The sequence below is a fragment of the Streptomyces mayteni genome, from assembly GCF_054783955.1.
Map to the genome: position 1 here is coordinate 1 of NZ_BAAGPR010000144.1, position 15,851 is coordinate 15,851.

The window sequence follows — 15,851 nt, forward strand, 5'->3', positions numbered from 1 at the left end:
CCGCCGCGCCGCCGAAGCCGGCGGCCGCGCCCGCGGCAGCCACGGCGGACGCGCCGGCCGCCGACCCCGTCGCCGGGCCCGAGTTCGTCACGCTGCGCGGCGCCGCGGCCGCCGTGGCGAAGAACATGAACGCCTCCCGGGACCTGCCGACCGCCACGTCGGTCCGCGCGGTCCCGGTGAAGCTCCTGTTCGACAACCGGATCGTCATCAACAACCACCTGAAGCGCGCCCGCGGCGGCAAGGTCTCCTTCACGCACCTCATCGGCTACGCGATGGTGCAGGCGCTCAAGGCGATGCCGTCGATGAACCACTCGTACACCGAGAAGGACGGCAAGCCGACGCTCGTCAAGCCCGAGCACGTCAGCCTCGGCCTGGCCATCGACCTGGTGAACAAGAGCGGCGACCGGCAGTTGGTGGTGGCCGGCATCAAGAAGGCCGAGTCGCTCAGCTTCTTCGAGTTCTGGCAGGCGTACGAGGACATCGTCCGCCGGGCCCGCACCGGCAAGTTGACGATGGAGGACTTCTCCGGCGTCACCGCCTCGCTCACCAACCCGGGCGGCATCGGCACCGTGCACTCGGTGCCCCGCCTGATGCCGGGCCAGGGCGTGATCCTCGGCGTCGGCGCCATGGAGTACCCGGCCGAGTTCCAGGGCACCTCGCAGGAGACCCTGAACCGGCTCGGCATCTCCAAGGTGATGACGCTGACCAGCACCTACGACCACCGGGTCATCCAGGGTGCCGCGTCCGGCGAGTTCCTCCGCGTGATCAGCCAACTGCTGCTCGGCGAGCACGGGTTCTACGACGACATCTTCGAGGCGCTGCGGATCCCCTACGAGCCGATCCGCTGGCACGTGGACATCGACGTCAACCACGACGACGAGGTCACCAAGGCCGCCCGGGTCTTCGACCTGATCCACTCCTACCGGGTCCGCGGCCACCTGATGGCCGACACCGACCCGCTGGAGTACAAGCAGCGCAAGCACCCCGACCTGGACATCACCGAGCACGGCCTCACCCTGTGGGACCTGGAGCGGGAGTTCGCGGTCGGCGGCTTCGCCGGCAAGTCGATGCTCAAGCTGCGCGACATCCTCGGCGTGCTGCGCGACTCGTACTGCCGCACCACCGGCATCGAGTACATGCACATCCAGGATCCCAAGGAGCGCAAGTGGATCCAGGACCGGGTGGAGCGCCCGCACACCGCGCCCGAGCGCGAGGAACAACTGCGGATTCTTCGCCGGTTGAACGCCTCCGAGGCGTTCGAGACGTTCCTGCAGACCAAGTACGTGGGCCAGAAGCGGTTCTCGCTCGAGGGCGGTGAGACCGTCATCCCGCTGCTCGACTCGGTGCTCGACGAGGCCGCGGCCGACAAGCTGGACGAGGCCGTCATCGGCATGGCGCACCGCGGCCGGCTCAACGTGCTGGCCAACGTCGTCGGCAAGTCCTACGCCCAGATCTTCCGGGAGTTCGAGGGCAACCTGGACCCGAAGTCGATGCACGGCTCGGGCGACGTGAAGTACCACCTGGGCACCGAGGGCACCTTCACCGGTCTGTCCGGCGAGGAGATCAAGGTCTCGCTGGCCGCCAACCCCTCGCACCTGGAGGCCGTCGACCCGATCGTCGAGGGTGTCTCGCGCGCCAAGCAGGACGTGATCGGGCGCGGCGGCAAGGACTTCACGGTGCTGCCGATCCTGATCCACGGCGACGCGGCGTTCGCCGGCCAGGGCGTGGTCGCCGAGACGCTCAACATGTCGCAGCTGCGCGGCTACCGCACCGGCGGCACCGTGCACATCGTCATCAACAACCAGGTCGGCTACACCGCGACGGCCGCCGCCGCCCGCTCCTCCACGTACTGCACGGACGTGGCGCGGATGATCGAGGCGCCGATCTTCCACGTCAACGGCGACGACCCGGAGGCCGTGTGCCGGGTGGCCAGGCTGGCCTTCGAGTACCGGCAGGCGTTCAACAAGGACGTCGTCATCGACCTGGTCTGCTACCGGCGCCGTGGGCACAACGAGACGGACAACCCGTCGTTCACCCAGCCGCTGATGTACGACCTGATCGACAAGAAGCGCTCGGTGCGCAAGCTCTACACCGAGTCGCTGATCGGCCGCGGCGACATCACGCTGGAGGAGGCCGAGCAGGCGCTTCAGGACTTCCAGGACCAGCTGGAGAAGGTCTTCAAGGAGGTCAGGGAGGCCACCGTGACGCCGGCCCCGGCCGAGGTCACGGCGCCGAAGCCGGAGTTCCCGGTGGCGGTGTCGACCGGCGTCAGCGCCGAGGTCGTCAAGCGGGTCGCCGAGTCCCAGGTCAACATCCCCGACCACATCACCGTGCACCCGCGGCTGCTGCCGCAGCTCCAGCGGCGCGCGGCGATGGTCGAGGAGGGCACGATCGACTGGGCGATGGGCGAGCTGCTGGCCATCGGCTCGCTGCTGATGGAGGGCACCCCGGTCCGGATGGCCGGCCAGGACACCAGGCGCGGCACCTTCGGCCAGCGGCACGCGGTGCTGATCGACCGGAAGACCGGCGAGGACTACACCCCGCTGCTCTACCTCACCGAGGACCAGGCCAGGTTCAACATCTACGACTCGCTGCTCAGCGAGTACGCGGCGATGGGCTTCGAGTACGGCTACTCGCTGGCCAGGCCCGAGGCGCTGGTGATGTGGGAGGCGCAGTTCGGCGACTTCGCCAACGGCGCGGCCACCGTGATCGACGAGTTCATCTCGTCGGCCGAGCAGAAGTGGGGCCAGACCTCGGGCGTCACGCTGCTGCTGCCGCACGGCTACGAGGGCCAGGGCCCGGACCACTCCTCGGCCCGGATCGAGCGGTTCCTGGCGCTGTGCGCGCAGAACAACATGACGGTGGCGCTGCCGACCACCCCGGCGAACTACTTCCACCTGCTGCGGTGGCAGGTGCACAACCCGCACCACAAGCCGCTGGTCGTGTTCACCCCGAAGTGGATGCTGCGCCTGAAGGCGGCCGCCTCGACCGCCGAGGAGTTCACCGCCGGCGGCTTCCGTCCGGTGATCGGGGACACCACGGTCGACCCGGCCGGGGTGCGGCGCGTGGTGCTCTGCTCCGGCAAGGTGTACTACGAGCTGGCCGCCGAGCGGGAGAAGCTGGGCCGCAAGGACGTGGCGCTGGTGCGCATCGAGCGGCTCTACCCGCTGCCGGCCGAGGAGGTCCAGGCGGAGCTCGCGAAGTACCCCGCCGCCGACTCCGTGGTGTGGACGCAGGAGGAGCCCGCCAACCAGGGCGGCTGGCCGTTCATCGCCCTCAACCTGGTGGAGAACGTCGAGCGGGCCGGCAAGCTGCGGCGGGTGTCGCGCCCGGCGTCGTCCTCGCCCGCGGTGGGTTCGGCCAAGCGGCACCAGGCCGAGCAGCAGGCGCTGTTCGACGAGGTGTTCAACGTCTGACGCCTGCCTTCCGAGGCCCTCAGGTCCGGCCCGTCACCCCTGGGGGGTGGCGGGCTGGTCCCGTTCCCGAGCCCCGTCGGTGGGCCATGGCATCCGTCTATCGACCTCATGCACCGGTCACCCGCTCTTCACCTCGGCGCCGCCGCCGCTTCGCTCCCTTCATCCGGTTCCGCCCGACTTCGGGCGTTCAGTGGCTCTCGCTGACGCGCGAAGGAGGAACCGATGGCACCGACGGCAGCGGAACCACGGACGGGGCGCACCCCCTGGTACAGGCGGCTCTTCGCCTGGGTGTGGCTTGGCATGGCGGCCGGCGCCCTGCTGGGCTGGGCGAGCCCGGACACCGGGCGGGCCCTGGAGCCGCTGGGCGACGGCTTCGTCGGCCTGATGACGATGGCGCTGGCGCCCATCGTGTTCTGCATGGTGGTCTCGGGCATCACCTCGGTCGGCTCGTTCCGACGGACCGGGCGGATCGCCGGGAAGGCGCTGCTCTACTTCGAGCTGACGACCACCGCCGCGCTGCTCTTCGGGCTGCTCGCGGTCAACCTGCTGCGGCCGGGGGACCGGATGCGGGCGGACGCCGACGCGCTGCGGCTCAGCGACGAGGTCGCGTCGCGGATCGAGCCGGCCCAGGACCTGGCGTGGCACGAGCGGCTGCTGCACGCGGTGCCCACCAACGTCGTCGACTCCTTCGCCCAGGGCGAGGTGCTCCAGGTGCTGGTGTTCGCGGTGCTCTTCGGCGTGGCGCTCACGGCGCTCGGCGAGCGGGGCCGGGGCGTCGCGCAGGGCGTGGAGCGGCTCGGCGAGGCGCTGTTCGGCGTGGTGCGGATCGTCATGTACGCGGCGCCGCTTGGCGCCTTCGGCGCGATGGCCTACACGGTGGGCGCCTTCGGCACCGCCACGCTCAACGCGCTCGGCTGGCTGATCGGCGTCTTCTACGTCACCTCCGCGGTGTTCGTCGTGGTGGTGCTCGGCGGGGTGGTCGCCCTGGTCGTCGGCCTGAACCCCTGGCAGGTGCTGCGGCACTTCAGGGAGGAGACGCTGACGGCGCTCGGCGCCTCGTCCTCGGACGTGGCGGTGCCCGGCGTGATCCGCCGGCTCCAGACGCTTGGCGTGCCGAGGGCCGAGGCCGGGGTGACGGTCGGCGCCGGCTACTCCTTCAACCTGGACGGCACCTGCGTCTACCTGACGCTCTCCGCGATGTTCCTGGCGCAGGCGCTCGGCCTCGACCTGTCGCTCGGCGAGCAGCTCGGCCTGGTGGTGGTGATGCTGCTGACGTCCAAGGGCACGGCGGGGGTGACGGGCGGCGGGTTCGTGATGCTGGCGTCGTCGCTCTCGTCGTCCGGGGTGATCCCGGTGGCGGCGGTGATGATCGTGTTCGGCGTCGACCGCTTCATGTCGGAGTGCCGCGCGGTGGTGAACGTGCTCGGCAACGCGGTGGCCGGCCTGGTGGTGTCCCGCTGGGAGGGCACCCTCGACCGGGCGCGGGCGGCCGCGGTGCTGCGCGGCGAGGTGGCCCCGGTCGAGGTCGAGGCGGCCGAGGCGGTCGAGGAGGCCCGGGTCGGGGCGCCGGGGGGCGGGGCGGCGGCCGGGGGCCGGGTGCCGGTGCCGCTGGGGAAGTCCGGCTGATGGCTCTCAACCTGCAACGCCTCGAAGTGCTGGTGACGGTGGCCGAGGCCGGCAGCTTCTCGGCGGCCGCCCGGCTGCTCTTCCTCAGCCAGCCCTCCGTCTCGCACCACGTCAGGCAGTTGGAGCAGGAGGTCGGGCAGCCGCTGCTCGAACGGGCGGTGGGCCAGGTGCGCCCCACCCCGGCGGGCGCGGCGCTGCTGCGGCACGCCAGGCCGCTGCTGCGGCTGGCCGAGCAGGCGCTCGCCGAGACCCGGCACGCGGCCGGCGTCCCGACCGGCACCCTGACCGTCGGGGCCTCCACCACGGCCGCGGCCAACGTGCTGCCCGCGCTGCTCGCCAGATACGGGGCGCGGCATCAGGGGATCGACCACCGGCTGGTGGTCCGCAACGCGACGGAGATCGAACGCCTGCTGGTCGAAGGCGAGTTGGGGCTCGCCCTGCTGGCCGGCCCGCGCCGGCCCAACGCCGCCCTGGCGACGGAGGAGGTGCTGACCGACGAGATGGTGCTGTTGGCGCCCGCCGGGCATCCGCTGGCCGGCGCCCGGGTGGCGCCGCGGCACCTGCGGGACAGCCGGTTCCTGTTGCGGGAGCGCGGCTCGGCGACCCGGACGCTGCAGGACGCGGCGCTCGACCGCTGGCAGGTGCCGGGGGCCACCACCTCGACCATCGACGACACGCACGCGATCCTCCAGGCCGTGGCCTGCGGTCTCGGCCTCGCGGTGCTCTCCTGGCTGGTCGCCGTCGATCCGATCGCGGCCGGCCGGCTGGTCGCGCTGGACATCGATCCGGCGCCCGGCGAGCGGGAGATCGTCTTCGCCCATCACGTCAACCACGTCCCGACGCCCGCCGAGGCACTGCTCCTCGACCTGGCGCGGGAACGGAAGAAAGCAGGAGAACCATGAACCCCGCCACCGCCACCGCTGCCACTGCCGCTGCCGCCACCGCCACCGCCACCGCCACGACCGTGTGGGTCAACGGCCGGGAGTACCGGGTGCCGCGGCGGCCCACGCTGGTGCTGACGGTGGACGGCGGCGCCCCGGCGTACCTGGACGACGCGCTGGCCAGGGGGCTGATGCCGCGGCTGGCCGAGATCCTGGCGGCGGGCGGCGTCTACCGGCGCGGTCTGGCCGAGATGCCGAGCCTGACCAACCCGAACAACCTGTCCATCGTGACCGGCGCGCCGCCCGCGGTGCACGGCGTCCCCGGCAACTACTGCCGGCTGCCCGACGGTTCCGAGCTGCTGCTCGACGATCCGGAGCTGCTGCGGGCGCCGAGCATCCACGCGGTGCTGCGGGAGGCCGGGGTGCCGGTGCTGATGGTCACGGCCAAGGACAAGCTGCGCCGGCTGCTCGGCAACGGCGGGGTGCCGAGCGTGAGCGTGGAGCGGGCGGCGGGCGCGGCGCTGCCGGAGTTCGGGGTCGAGGACGTCGAGCGGCTGGTCGGCGAGCCGGCGCCCGGCGTCTACGACCCGGAGGCCAGCGCCTACGCGATGCGGATCGGCCTGGCCGTGCACCGGCACGCCGGCGCCGCGGCGCCCCGGCTGCTGTACGTGTCGCTGACCGATCGCGTGCAGCACGCGGCGGCGCCCGGCGATCCGCTGGCCGACCGGTTCTACGCGGGCGTCGACCGGCTGCTCGGCGAGTACCGGGAGGCGGGGTTCCTGATCGGGATCACCGCGGACCACGGGATGAGCGCCAAGCACGGGCAGGACGGGGCGCCCGAGGTGGTGTACCTGGCCGATCTGCTCGACGCGGCTGGCGTGGTGGGGCACCACGTGGTGCTGCCGATCACCGATCCCTACGTGCGCCACCACGGTGCGCTCGGCTCGTTCGCGTGGCTGCACGTGCCGGACGACCAGCGGGCGTTGGTCCGCCGGGCGTTGGCCGGGGTGCCGGGCGTCGAGGAGGTGTACGAGCGGGCCGAGTCGGCGCTGGTGTACGGGCACCCGCTGGACCGGATCGGCGACCTGTCGGTGGCGGCGTCGGCCGGCACGGCGCTCGGCGGCCGGCGGGGCGAGCACGACCTGTCGGGGCTGCACGGGGCACTGCGCTCGCACGGCGGCCGGCACGAGCAGGTGGTGCCGCTGATCGTCAGCGAGCCGGTGAAGGGGCCGCTGGCGGACGCCTTCCACGCCGAGCTGCTGCACAGCCGCGACCTGCACGCGCTGCTGCTCAACGGGACGGGCCAGGAGGTGGCCTGAGCGGCGCGGCCTATTCTGGGCTCCTCCCTTACGTTCCCTTCCGTTCACCCGGAACCCGCAGGCAGGAGCGACGTGTACTTCACCGACCGAGGCATCGAGGAGCTGACGCGGCGGCGCGGCGAGGAGGAGGTCAGCCTGGGCTGGTTGGCCGACCAGCTGCGGCTCTTCGTCGATCTGAACCCGGACTTCGAGGTGCCGGTGGAGCGGCTCGCGACCTGGTTGGCGCGGCTCGACGACGAGGAGGACGAGGACTGAGGACGGAGGGCTGAGGAGCCGACGGTCGAGACGTCGCGACCTTCGCTCTCGACTTTCCCCCGCACGCGATATATCGTGTTCTTCACGGACGCGATATAACGCGGGGAGGGCCCATGCCACGCAGTTCCGAGTGGTCCATCAGCGAGGACCGCACCCTCACCTTCGACGAGCCGCGCGTCAAGGAGCTCCAGGTGCGGCTCGTCAGCGGCCTGGTCAACGTGGTGGGCACCGACGAGCCCACCACCCGGGTCGAGATCACCGAGGTCAAGGGCCCGCCGCTGATCGTGCGCCAGGAGGGCGGCACGCTCTCCGTGGCCTACGACGACCTGCCGTGGAAGGGCTTCCTCAAGTGGCTCGACCGCAAGGGCTGGCACCGCAGCGCGGTGGTCTCCGTCTCGGTGCCTGCCGATGTCCGGCTCACCGTGGGCCTGGTCGGCGCCTCCGCGGTGGTGAGCCGGATCGCGGGCCGCACCGACATCCGCGGGGTCAGCGGGGACACCACGCTGGTGGGCCTGTCGGGCGATGTGCACGCCGAGACGGTGTCCGGTGCCGTCGAGGCCCAGGGCGTCAGCGGTCGGCTGCGGTTCAGCTCGGTGTCCGGGGAGCTCACGGTGATCGACCACCGCTCCCCCCGGCTCTCGGCCGACTCGGTCAGCGGCGACATGGTGGTCGACCTGGCGCCCTCGGCGCTCCCCCTCGACCTCAGGCTCAACACGGTGTCGGGCGAGGTCGCTATCCGGCTGCCCGACGAGGTGAGCGCCGGGGTGAACGCGAGCACCGCGAGCGGCGCCGTCTCGTCCGCCTTCGCCGAGCTGTCGGCGATGGGCGGCTGGGGCGCCAGGCAACTGTCCGGCACCCTGGGCTCCGGCGCGGGCCGGGTGTCCTGCAGCAGCGTCTCAGGCTCGCTCGCCCTGCTGCGCAGACCGCCGGCCGAGCGCGAATCGCCATCCGCCGCCTCGCTGGGTAAGGACGCCTGACATGCCCCCGGTCTTCGGCCACGGCCGTCTCCGCCTCTATCTGCTGAAGCTGCTCGGCGAGGCGCCCCGGCACGGATACGAGGTGATCCGGCTGCTCGAGGAGCGCTTCCAGGGCCTCTACGCGCCCTCCGCCGGCACGGTCTATCCGCGGCTGGCCAAGCTGGAGGCCGAGGGTCTGGTCACCCACTCCGAGGAGGGCGGCCGCAAGGTCTACTCGCTCACCCCGGCCGGGCAGCGGGAGTTGGCCACCCGCGAGGCCGAACTGACCGATCTGGAGCGGGAGATCAGAGACTCGCTGGCGGCGCTCGCCGCGGACATCAGGGAGGACGTCAGCGGCTCGGCGCACGATCTGCGGCGGGAGGTCAGGGAGGCCGCGGCGGCGGCGCGTGGCAGCACCAGGGCCGGGCCCGGGCCCGCCGCCGGCCCGCACGGCGCCGGCCCTCACCACGGCGCCGGTCACCCGCGCGCGGACCGGGCGGCCTGGAAGGCCGAGGCCCGCCGGGCCAAGGAGGAGAGCCGGCGCGCCCGTCAGGAGGCGCGGCAGGCCAGGGAGGCCGGCGAGCAGGCCGGCCAGGAGGCGAGCGAGGAGAGCAGGGCCCAGTTCGAGCAGGCCGCGCGCCGGATCAGGGACCGGGTGCAGACCCGCGCCGACGCCGGCGACTGGCCGGGCGCGGTCCGCGAGGGCCTGGAGGGGCTGAGCCACGAGATCGGCGGCTGGAGCCGGTTCGTGGAGCACCCGAGCACCCCCTGGGCCTGGGGCGCCGCCGGCCATCCTGGCGGCCAGTCGGAGTCGGAGCCGGCCGAGGCGGAGGAGCCGGTGGCCGATCCGGAGCGCGAGTTGGAACGGCTGCTCGACCGGTTCAGGGACGACGTGCGGGACGCGGCGCGCGACCACGGGGTGTCGCAGCAGGCGCTGCGGGAGGCCAGGCGCCAGCTGTCCACCGCCGCGGCCCACCTGGTCGCCCTGATCCACACCACCAAGGACTGAGCGGCGCCGGCCGGCCCCGGCCGGCCGTCAGGGGCAGGGGTGGTTCGCCTCGCCCCAGGTGGTCCTGACGTCCTCGCCGGTGACGGCGCCGCAGACCAGCTCGGCCTCCGGCGCCCGCCCGGCGGCCACGCTGAGGATGATCACCAGCTTGTCCTCCGTCTCGCGCCGACCGCCGTCGGCGCCGCTGGGGTCGAGCCGGCCGGTGGCGCCGTCGAAGCCGTCCGGGCCGAGCCCCTGGTAGAGCACGCCCTGCACCAGGTCGCGGTCGAGGCGGTCGTTGACCCGACCGGTGGTCTCCCACGCCTGGTCGACCGCCGCGCCGAAGTAGCGCAGCGCGTCCCACGCCAGGGCCGGGCGCGGGTCGAGCCCCACGGCCCGGCTCACGTCGGCCGCGTCGGTCCCGCCGTAGGCGCCCTCGTAGGAGTCGGCGAACGCCTGCCCCTCCGGGCTCTCCCACAGCAGCGGGCCGCCGCCGTCCAGCACGTAGTAGAGGTCGAGCCCGGGGAAGACGTTCCACGGCTCCTCCTCGGTGATCGGCACGTTGGAGATCTCGTCGCCGCCCAGCACGCTGACCCGCGGGCAGCCCTCGGTGCGCCGCCTCAGCTCCTCGAGGAAGAGCGGGAGTTCGCTGCCGCGCGCCGCCCAGACCAGGGCCGTGCGCGGCTCGGCGGCGAGCCGGCCGCACACCTCGCCGGCCAGCCGCTCCAGGCTGGGCACCGACTCGCCAGGCAACACCCCCTGGTCCCGCGGCAGGTCGTTGGACGGCGTGTAGAGCAGGGTGTCGAGCGGGCCCGGGTAGCTCTCCTGGAAGGAGCGCGCCAGACCGCTGCTGTAGGCGTCCCGCGCGTCGGCCACCAGCACGGCCCGCTCGGCCGGCACCCGCTCGCCGCCCTCCGTGGTGATCAGCGCGGCGTCCCCGGCGAACGCGGCCATGGCCGCCGCCGCCCGGCTGTTGGTCGGCGCGTTCTGGTAGTAGTGCGTGCCGTGGTCGAGCAGCTCGTCCGCGGTGCCGGCGACGCCGACCACCGGCAGCCCGGCCCGGCTCAGCACCTCGAGCGCCTCGTAGACCGTGTCCCGGCTCTGCGCCATCCCGACCACGCCCACGACGGACGGGTCGTCGGCGGCCAGGTCGACGACGTGCCTGGCCACCTGCACCGCGTCCCTGAACCGGTCGCCCGCGTCGGCCGCGACCACCCGCAGCGGCACCCGCTCCCGGGAGCCGATCGCCAGCGCGTTGGACCGCTCCTGCGCCAGCGCGACCCCCCGCAGCTGGGCCAGCGTGCCGCCGCGCACCGGGTCCTCGGCGTCGTCGCCGCCGCTGAGCGGCCCGATGTAGAACACGGTGCGCGGCATCGGCAGCCCGTCCTCAGCGCGCCACTCCGCGGTGGCGGCCTCCACCGCCGCGTTCTGCCGCTCGATCCGCCCCAGCACCTCCCGCACGTCCGGATCGCTGACCACCGGGCTGCCGAGCGTCGGGCCCTGCGGCCCGACGCACGAGCCGTCCGAGCCGCGGAAGGTGCCGCCCTCGCAGCCGTCGTCCCCTGGCAGCGGGACGAACGGCAGCAGGCCGGCGAGCAGCGCCACCGTCGTGAGCTCGACGGCGAGTTCGGCCCGCGGCCCGAGCCGGTGCGGCCTGACCCGCAGCCTTCGCCTGCGCCGCAGCTGGTAGGCGGCCCGGGGATCGTCGGGCGCCGCGTCCTCCGGCACGGTGACCACGAGCCCGGTCACGGCGGCGACCAGCCGCGGGTCGGTGAGGCCGTCCGCGAGCCAGTCGCCGGCCGCGTCGAAGCCGGTCTTCTCCTCGTCGGGGATCAGGCTGGCCAGCCCGTCCACCCCGGCGGCCACCACCAACAGCGAGGTGGCGCCCCGGTCCTTGGCCTCGTTGCGCAGCTCCCTGATGAACCGCTGCACCCGCGAGTGCTCGTCTCCCGCGCGATCGAAGAGCAGCACGAAGCGGTGCGCCCGGCGGCGGCGCCAGGGCCGCGGGAAGCCGCCGCGCACCGCCCGCTCCAGGTCGGTCATCATCGCCTGCACCAGTACCCGGTCCAGGTCCTCAAGGCGCTCGGGCCGCGACGCCGGCGGGACGAGGTCGCCCAGGTGGTCGAAGAACGACGCCGGCCCGCGCTGCCGGTCGGCCCAGGCGGTGAACCAGGAGAGCCGGCGCTTGGCCCTGGTCACGAAGAGCAGCCGCGGCAGGCCCTGGAAGGCCCAGCCGACCAGGAAGTTCCAGACGGCGCCCGCGATGCCGCCGTCGCCCCTGATCCCGTCCCCACGCTCCTCGCCCGCCACGTTCCACAGGGTGTGGGCGAGCGTGGACTCCTCGCGGTGCTTGGCGTAGAGGTGGTCGCGCAGCCCCCGCCAGGGCCCCGACCTGACGTGTTCCGGCGCCGCCGCGACCGTCTTCAGCAGCCAGAGCCCGGGCAGCCGCAGCCGGCCGCCGTCGCAGGCCCGGGTGGTGCGCCTGAGCTGGTCGCCGATCTCGTCGAACAGGTCGGGCGCCTCGGGGCCACCCGACGCGTCAGCGACATAGGCGTGCGGGGTGAGCGGACCGTGCTCGCCGTTCAGCCAGCTGCGCAGGCCGGCGGCGATGTGCCGGTCCCTTGGCCCGGCGAGCAGCACCACGGGCAGCCAGCTGCGCCGCCGCCTCGGCTGCCTGATCAGTTGTTCGAGGGCATCGACGAACTCGCCCATCCCGCGATACGCGGGTAACTCCCGCGCGCCCCCGTCACGATCGGTCATGGCAGCCTCCCCCGCGCCGGCCTCGCGTCGTCGCAGGACACGACGCGAGGCGGCGGACGGAAGTTCCCGATTGCCGGAAATCGGCGGTACCCGGCGGGGGCGGCCGGTCGGCGGGTCAGCGGTCGCGGGTCAGACGGTTCAGCGGGTCAGACGGTCAGCACGATCTTGCCGAACTGCTCGCCGGCCGCCATCCGGGCGAAGCCCTCGCCCGCCCGCTCCAGCGGCAACACCGTGTCGATCACCGGCCGGACGCCCTTGGCCGCGCAGAACGAGGCGAGCGCCGCCAGCTCGTCCCGGCCGCCCATGGTGCTGCCGACCACCCGGAGTTCGAGGAAGAAGATCCGGTTGAGCTCGGCGGACGGCGGCGCCTGGCCCGAGGTGGCGCCCGAGATCACCAGAGTGCCGCCCGCGCGCAGCGACTTGACGGAGTGCGACCAGGTGGCGGCGCCCACGGTCTCCAGCACCGCGTCCACCCGCCGCGGCAGCCGGGCGCCGGCCTCGAACGCCGCCTCGGCGCCCAGGGCCACGGCCCGTTCCCGCTTGGCGGCGTCCCGGCTGGTCACCAGCATCCGCAGCCCGGCCGCCGCGCCGAGCACGATCGCCGCGGTGGCCACCCCGCCGCCCGCGCCCTGCACCAGCACGCTGTCGCCCGGGCGCACCCCGGCGTTGGTGAACAGCATCCGGTAGGCGGTCAGCCAGGCGGTGGGCAGGCAGGCCGCCTCCTCGAAGGAGAGCTCGGCCGGCTTGGGCAGCACGTTCCACCTCGGCACCGCGACGCGCTCGGCGAAGGTGCCCTGGTACTTCTCGCTCAGCAACGAACGGCGCTCGGTCGGCCCGACCCCGTGCCCGGTGGCGCCGATCACCGAGTGGACCAGGACCTCGTTGCCGTCCTCGTCGACACCGGCCGCGTCACAGCCCAGGGTCATCGGCAGCGCCTCGGCGGCGAGCCCGACGCCACGCAGCGACCACAGGTCGTGGTGGTTGAGCGAGGCGGCGCGGACGTGCACGACGGTCCAGTCGGGGTTCGGCACCTCGGGCTCGGGCCGGTCGCCGAGTTCCAGTGCGTTCAGCGGGTGGTCGCGGTCGAAACGTGCGGCATATGCGGCGAACATGGCGCCCACGCTAGTACCGCCCCGCCGCTCCGTTCCAGAACCGGCCCTGGAGTGGGACGATGGAGAGTTCACGGCGAAGAGTCCACGGGGAGCTGTCATGAGCACGGTTTTCATGCGGCGGTTGAGCAGGTGGCAGGCGGAGTCCGAGCGGGAGCACCTCGGCGACCTCTACCTGGCGGCCTGCCAGGAGGCACCGGACCTCTTTCCGCTGGGGCGGGAGGAGTTCATCCGCCAGCTGGTCGACGAGGACAGCGGCGAGCCCGAGTTCGACATGATGGTCGCCAGCGAGCCGGCGCTGGTCGGCTGCGTCTACGGCCATCGCGCCGACCGCGGCAGCCCGTGGTGGGAGGCGTTCGACGGGGTGCCGTCGGAGATCGCCGAACTCACCGCGGCCCGCCAGGTGTTCGTCATCACCACGCTGCTGGTCGCGCCGCACCGCAGGCGCCAGCGGGTCGCCACCAAGCTGCAACGCCAGCTGCTCGCGCGCAGCAGGGCCGGCCTGCACCTCACCCTCCTCGACCCGGGCAACGCCCCGGCGCGGGCCGCCTTCCAGTCCTGGGGCTGGACCAAGGCCGGCCAACTCGCCCCGGCCGACGGCTCACCGCCGCGGGAAGCCTGGACCAGCACCGGCTGACCCTCGCTTCTCAACCGTGCAGCGGCAACCCCTTGGTGGTGCGGTCCACGGCGTTGCGCGGGCCGTAGAGCGCCAACCCGACCAGGTTCAACTTCTCGGCCGGCACGGCCCGCACCGCCGCCCGGTTGTCGACGTCGTTGTCGCTGACGAACATCTCCTCGGTGTACACGGCCACCGCGAGCCCTCGCCCGAACCCCTTCTCCCGCGCCCTGCGCAACCCCTCCGCCGCGGCGGCGTACACCAGCACCGGCTCCCGCAACAACGGCAGATACCCGTTGCCGGACGCGTCCAGGTACGGCTCCCCCATGACCTCGGCGGTGGCGTGCGCGACCCCACTGGCAAGGAACGCGGTCACGTTGAGCTTCTGCCACACGGCGAGATCGTGGCGGACGACGATGGCGATCTTGGTCTCGAAACGCATGCGGCGATTCTCGGGGCGGGGGTACGGGGAATTCTTGAACGCCCGTGCGGAACGGGCGTGGCCGCCCTACCCGTCCCGGCCACAGGCCGGGTGACGACCGCGGTCGGGGCCCACGGGGCCAAGCCCCTGGGCTTCGCCCCGGACCCGAACGACCGAGGCCAAGCCTCGGGCACAGACCACCGGAGCCAAGCCTCGGGCACGGCCGCCAGGCCAGCCCCTGCACCCGGGGCGCCCGACCACCGGGCCAGTTCCTGGCCTCGGGCCACCGGCGCGAAGCGCCAGGCCCGGCCACCAGGCCGGAGGCCTGCGGGCCAAGGCCCGAACCCGGGCCACCAGCGCGCAGCGCCGCGCTCGGCCACCGGGCCAAGGCCCCGAAGAAGCGCGGACATGGTCCACCAACGCGAAGCGCCGCGCTCGGCCGCAAGGCCAAGGCCCTGCAGGGCATGGCCCCGGACGCGGACCACCGGGGCCAAGCCTCGGGCACGGCCGCCAGGCCAGCCCCCGCACCCGGGGCGCCCGACCACCGGGCCAGTTCCTGGCCTCGGGCCACCGGCGCGAAGCGCCAGGCCCGGCCACCAGGCCGGAGGCCTGCGGGCCAAGGCCCGAACCCGGGCCACCGGGGCCAAGCGCCGGGCACGGCCACCAGACCGGGGCCCTCCAGGCCAAAGCCCAAACCCGGGCCACCGGGCCGAGCCCCCGTCCCGGCCGGCAGACCGGCGTGGCCACGGGACAGGACACGGCGCCCGGCCGAACTCCTCACCCGTCCCGGCCGCGGGCGGGGGACCGTGCCTCGGTCACGTGCCAACTCACGGATGTGGGCGGGGCCTTCGGGGCGGAGCCCCGAGCCCGGCCGCCAGGCCAGGCGCGGCACGCCGCGGGGCAGCCGGGGCGGAGCCCCGGGGCCGGTTCGCGGAGGCTGGCGCCTCCGGGGTGGCCCGCCGGCCAGGCAGACTGGTGGGGTGGTGAGCGGCAGCGACTGGGCGGAGTACTGGCGGGACGCGCAGCGGCCCGTGGAGGCGATGCGGGCGCACTTCACGCGGCACGTGTTCCACCGGCACAGCCACGACGCCTACTCGTTCGCCGTCACCGAGAGCGGCGCGCAGCGGTTCACGTGCCGGGGGGCCGGGCACACCAGTGCCGCCGGGATGGTGATGGCGTTCAATCCGGACGATCCGCACGACGGGCAGTCCGCTTTCGAGTCGGGGTTCACCTACCGGATCGTCCACATCGGCGCCCAGGTCGTGCGAGACGTGCTGGCCGATGCCGCGGGTGACGCGGCCGGGCGGTCCGGGCTGCCGTTGTTCGACCAGCCGGTGCGTGCGGATCCGGTGCTGGCGCTCGCGTTGGCGCGGCTGCACCGCACCCTGGTGGCGGGCCAGGGCCGGCCCGCCACCACCCTGGCGCGCGAGGAGCGGCTCAGCGCCGCCGTGTTGGCCGTCGGGTGCCGCGGCGCCACCCGGGCGCCGCGGCCCGCGCCGCCCGC

12 protein-coding genes are annotated in these 15,851 nt (G+C 73.7%); 9 read left to right on the plus strand and 3 right to left on the minus strand.

Features of this window, described 5'->3' with window-relative positions; all coding sequences use genetic code 11:
* From ACYVPE_RS35920 to ACYVPE_RS35950, 7 genes are all read left to right on the plus strand, one after another.
* Nucleotides 1-3,416: multifunctional oxoglutarate decarboxylase/oxoglutarate dehydrogenase thiamine pyrophosphate-binding subunit/dihydrolipoyllysine-residue succinyltransferase subunit (locus tag ACYVPE_RS35920; RefSeq protein ID WP_461038014.1), on the plus strand; the 3,416-nt coding region annotated here is incomplete at its 5' end.
* A gap of 222 nt (nt 3,417-3,638) precedes the next feature.
* On the plus strand, nt 3,639-5,042 hold the full coding sequence (locus ACYVPE_RS35925; protein WP_461038015.1) for a cation:dicarboxylate symporter family transporter: 1,404 nt from the start codon (nt 3,639-3,641) through the stop codon (nt 5,040-5,042).
* Nucleotides 5,042-5,944: a LysR family transcriptional regulator gene (locus ACYVPE_RS35930; RefSeq protein ID WP_461038016.1), complete on the plus strand. Its 903-nt coding sequence runs from the start codon at nt 5,042-5,044 to the stop codon at nt 5,942-5,944. Before ACYVPE_RS35925 ends, ACYVPE_RS35930 begins: the two co-directional genes overlap by 1 nt.
* Nucleotides 5,941-7,242, plus strand: coding sequence for an alkaline phosphatase family protein (locus ACYVPE_RS35935; protein WP_461038017.1), 1,302 nt, complete (start codon nt 5,941-5,943; stop codon nt 7,240-7,242). The genes ACYVPE_RS35930 and ACYVPE_RS35935 overlap by 4 nt, the downstream gene beginning before the upstream one ends.
* 72 nt (nt 7,243-7,314) lie before the next feature.
* Nucleotides 7,315-7,497: a DUF6104 family protein gene (locus ACYVPE_RS35940; RefSeq protein ID WP_461038018.1), complete on the plus strand. Its 183-nt coding sequence runs from the start codon at nt 7,315-7,317 to the stop codon at nt 7,495-7,497.
* A 113-nt stretch (nt 7,498-7,610) separates the two neighbouring features.
* Nucleotides 7,611-8,474, plus strand: coding sequence for a DUF4097 family beta strand repeat-containing protein (locus tag ACYVPE_RS35945; RefSeq protein ID WP_461038019.1), 864 nt, complete (start codon nt 7,611-7,613; stop codon nt 8,472-8,474).
* A gap of 1 nt (nt 8,475) precedes the next feature.
* Nucleotides 8,476-9,462, plus strand: coding sequence for a PadR family transcriptional regulator (locus tag ACYVPE_RS35950; RefSeq protein WP_461038020.1), 987 nt, complete (start codon nt 8,476-8,478; stop codon nt 9,460-9,462).
* Nucleotides 9,463-9,489: 27 nt separating this feature from the next.
* Here ACYVPE_RS35950 and ACYVPE_RS35955 read toward each other — a convergent pair whose 3' ends face one another.
* Together ACYVPE_RS35955 and ACYVPE_RS35960 are read right to left on the minus strand one after the other, a co-directional pair.
* On the minus strand, nt 9,490-12,201 hold the full coding sequence (locus ACYVPE_RS35955) for an ABC transporter substrate-binding protein (protein ID WP_461038021.1): 2,712 nt from the start codon (nt 12,199-12,201) through the stop codon (nt 9,490-9,492).
* A gap of 146 nt (nt 12,202-12,347) precedes the next feature.
* Nucleotides 12,348-13,313, minus strand: coding sequence for a zinc-binding dehydrogenase (locus ACYVPE_RS35960; protein WP_461038022.1), 966 nt, complete (start codon nt 13,311-13,313; stop codon nt 12,348-12,350).
* A gap of 97 nt (nt 13,314-13,410) precedes the next feature.
* Between ACYVPE_RS35960 and ACYVPE_RS35965 the strand changes: the two genes are divergently transcribed.
* Nucleotides 13,411-13,947 (plus strand): GNAT family N-acetyltransferase, encoded by a 537-nt coding sequence (locus tag ACYVPE_RS35965; RefSeq protein WP_461038023.1) that lies wholly within the window; start codon nt 13,411-13,413, stop codon nt 13,945-13,947.
* A gap of 10 nt (nt 13,948-13,957) precedes the next feature.
* On the opposite strand, the gene ACYVPE_RS35970 is transcribed toward ACYVPE_RS35965, so the two are convergent.
* A complete protein-coding gene (locus ACYVPE_RS35970; RefSeq protein ID WP_461038024.1) occupies nt 13,958-14,368 on the minus strand; it encodes a DUF2000 family protein in 411 nt (136 codons plus the stop codon).
* A 1,019-nt stretch (nt 14,369-15,387) separates the two neighbouring features.
* On the opposite strand from ACYVPE_RS35970, the gene ACYVPE_RS35975 reads away from it, so the two are divergent.
* The coding region (locus tag ACYVPE_RS35975; RefSeq protein WP_461038025.1) for an AraC family ligand binding domain-containing protein at nt 15,388-15,851 on the plus strand (464 nt) is incomplete at its 3' end.

What these genes read in the sequence shown, in the direction of transcription:
- ACYVPE_RS35925 (WP_461038015.1), top strand. Translation starts at nt 3,639, where the DNA reads ATGGCACCGACGGCAGCGGAACCACGGACGGGGCGCACCCCCTGGTAC.
- ACYVPE_RS35930 (WP_461038016.1), top strand. Translation starts at nt 5,042, where the DNA reads ATGGCTCTCAACCTGCAACGCCTCGAAGTGCTGGTGACGGTGGCCGAG.
- ACYVPE_RS35935 (WP_461038017.1), top strand. Translation starts at nt 5,941, where the DNA reads ATGAACCCCGCCACCGCCACCGCTGCCACTGCCGCTGCCGCCACCGCC.
- ACYVPE_RS35945 (WP_461038019.1), top strand. Translation starts at nt 7,611, where the DNA reads ATGCCACGCAGTTCCGAGTGGTCCATCAGCGAGGACCGCACCCTCACC.
- ACYVPE_RS35950 (WP_461038020.1), top strand. Translation starts at nt 8,476, where the DNA reads ATGCCCCCGGTCTTCGGCCACGGCCGTCTCCGCCTCTATCTGCTGAAG.
- ACYVPE_RS35955 (WP_461038021.1), bottom strand. Translation starts at nt 12,201, where the DNA reads ATGACCGATCGTGACGGGGGCGCGCGGGAGTTACCCGCGTATCGCGGG.
- ACYVPE_RS35960 (WP_461038022.1), bottom strand. Translation starts at nt 13,313, where the DNA reads ATGTTCGCCGCATATGCCGCACGTTTCGACCGCGACCACCCGCTGAAC.
- ACYVPE_RS35965 (WP_461038023.1), top strand. Translation starts at nt 13,411, where the DNA reads ATGAGCACGGTTTTCATGCGGCGGTTGAGCAGGTGGCAGGCGGAGTCC.
- ACYVPE_RS35970 (WP_461038024.1), bottom strand. Translation starts at nt 14,368, where the DNA reads ATGCGTTTCGAGACCAAGATCGCCATCGTCGTCCGCCACGATCTCGCC.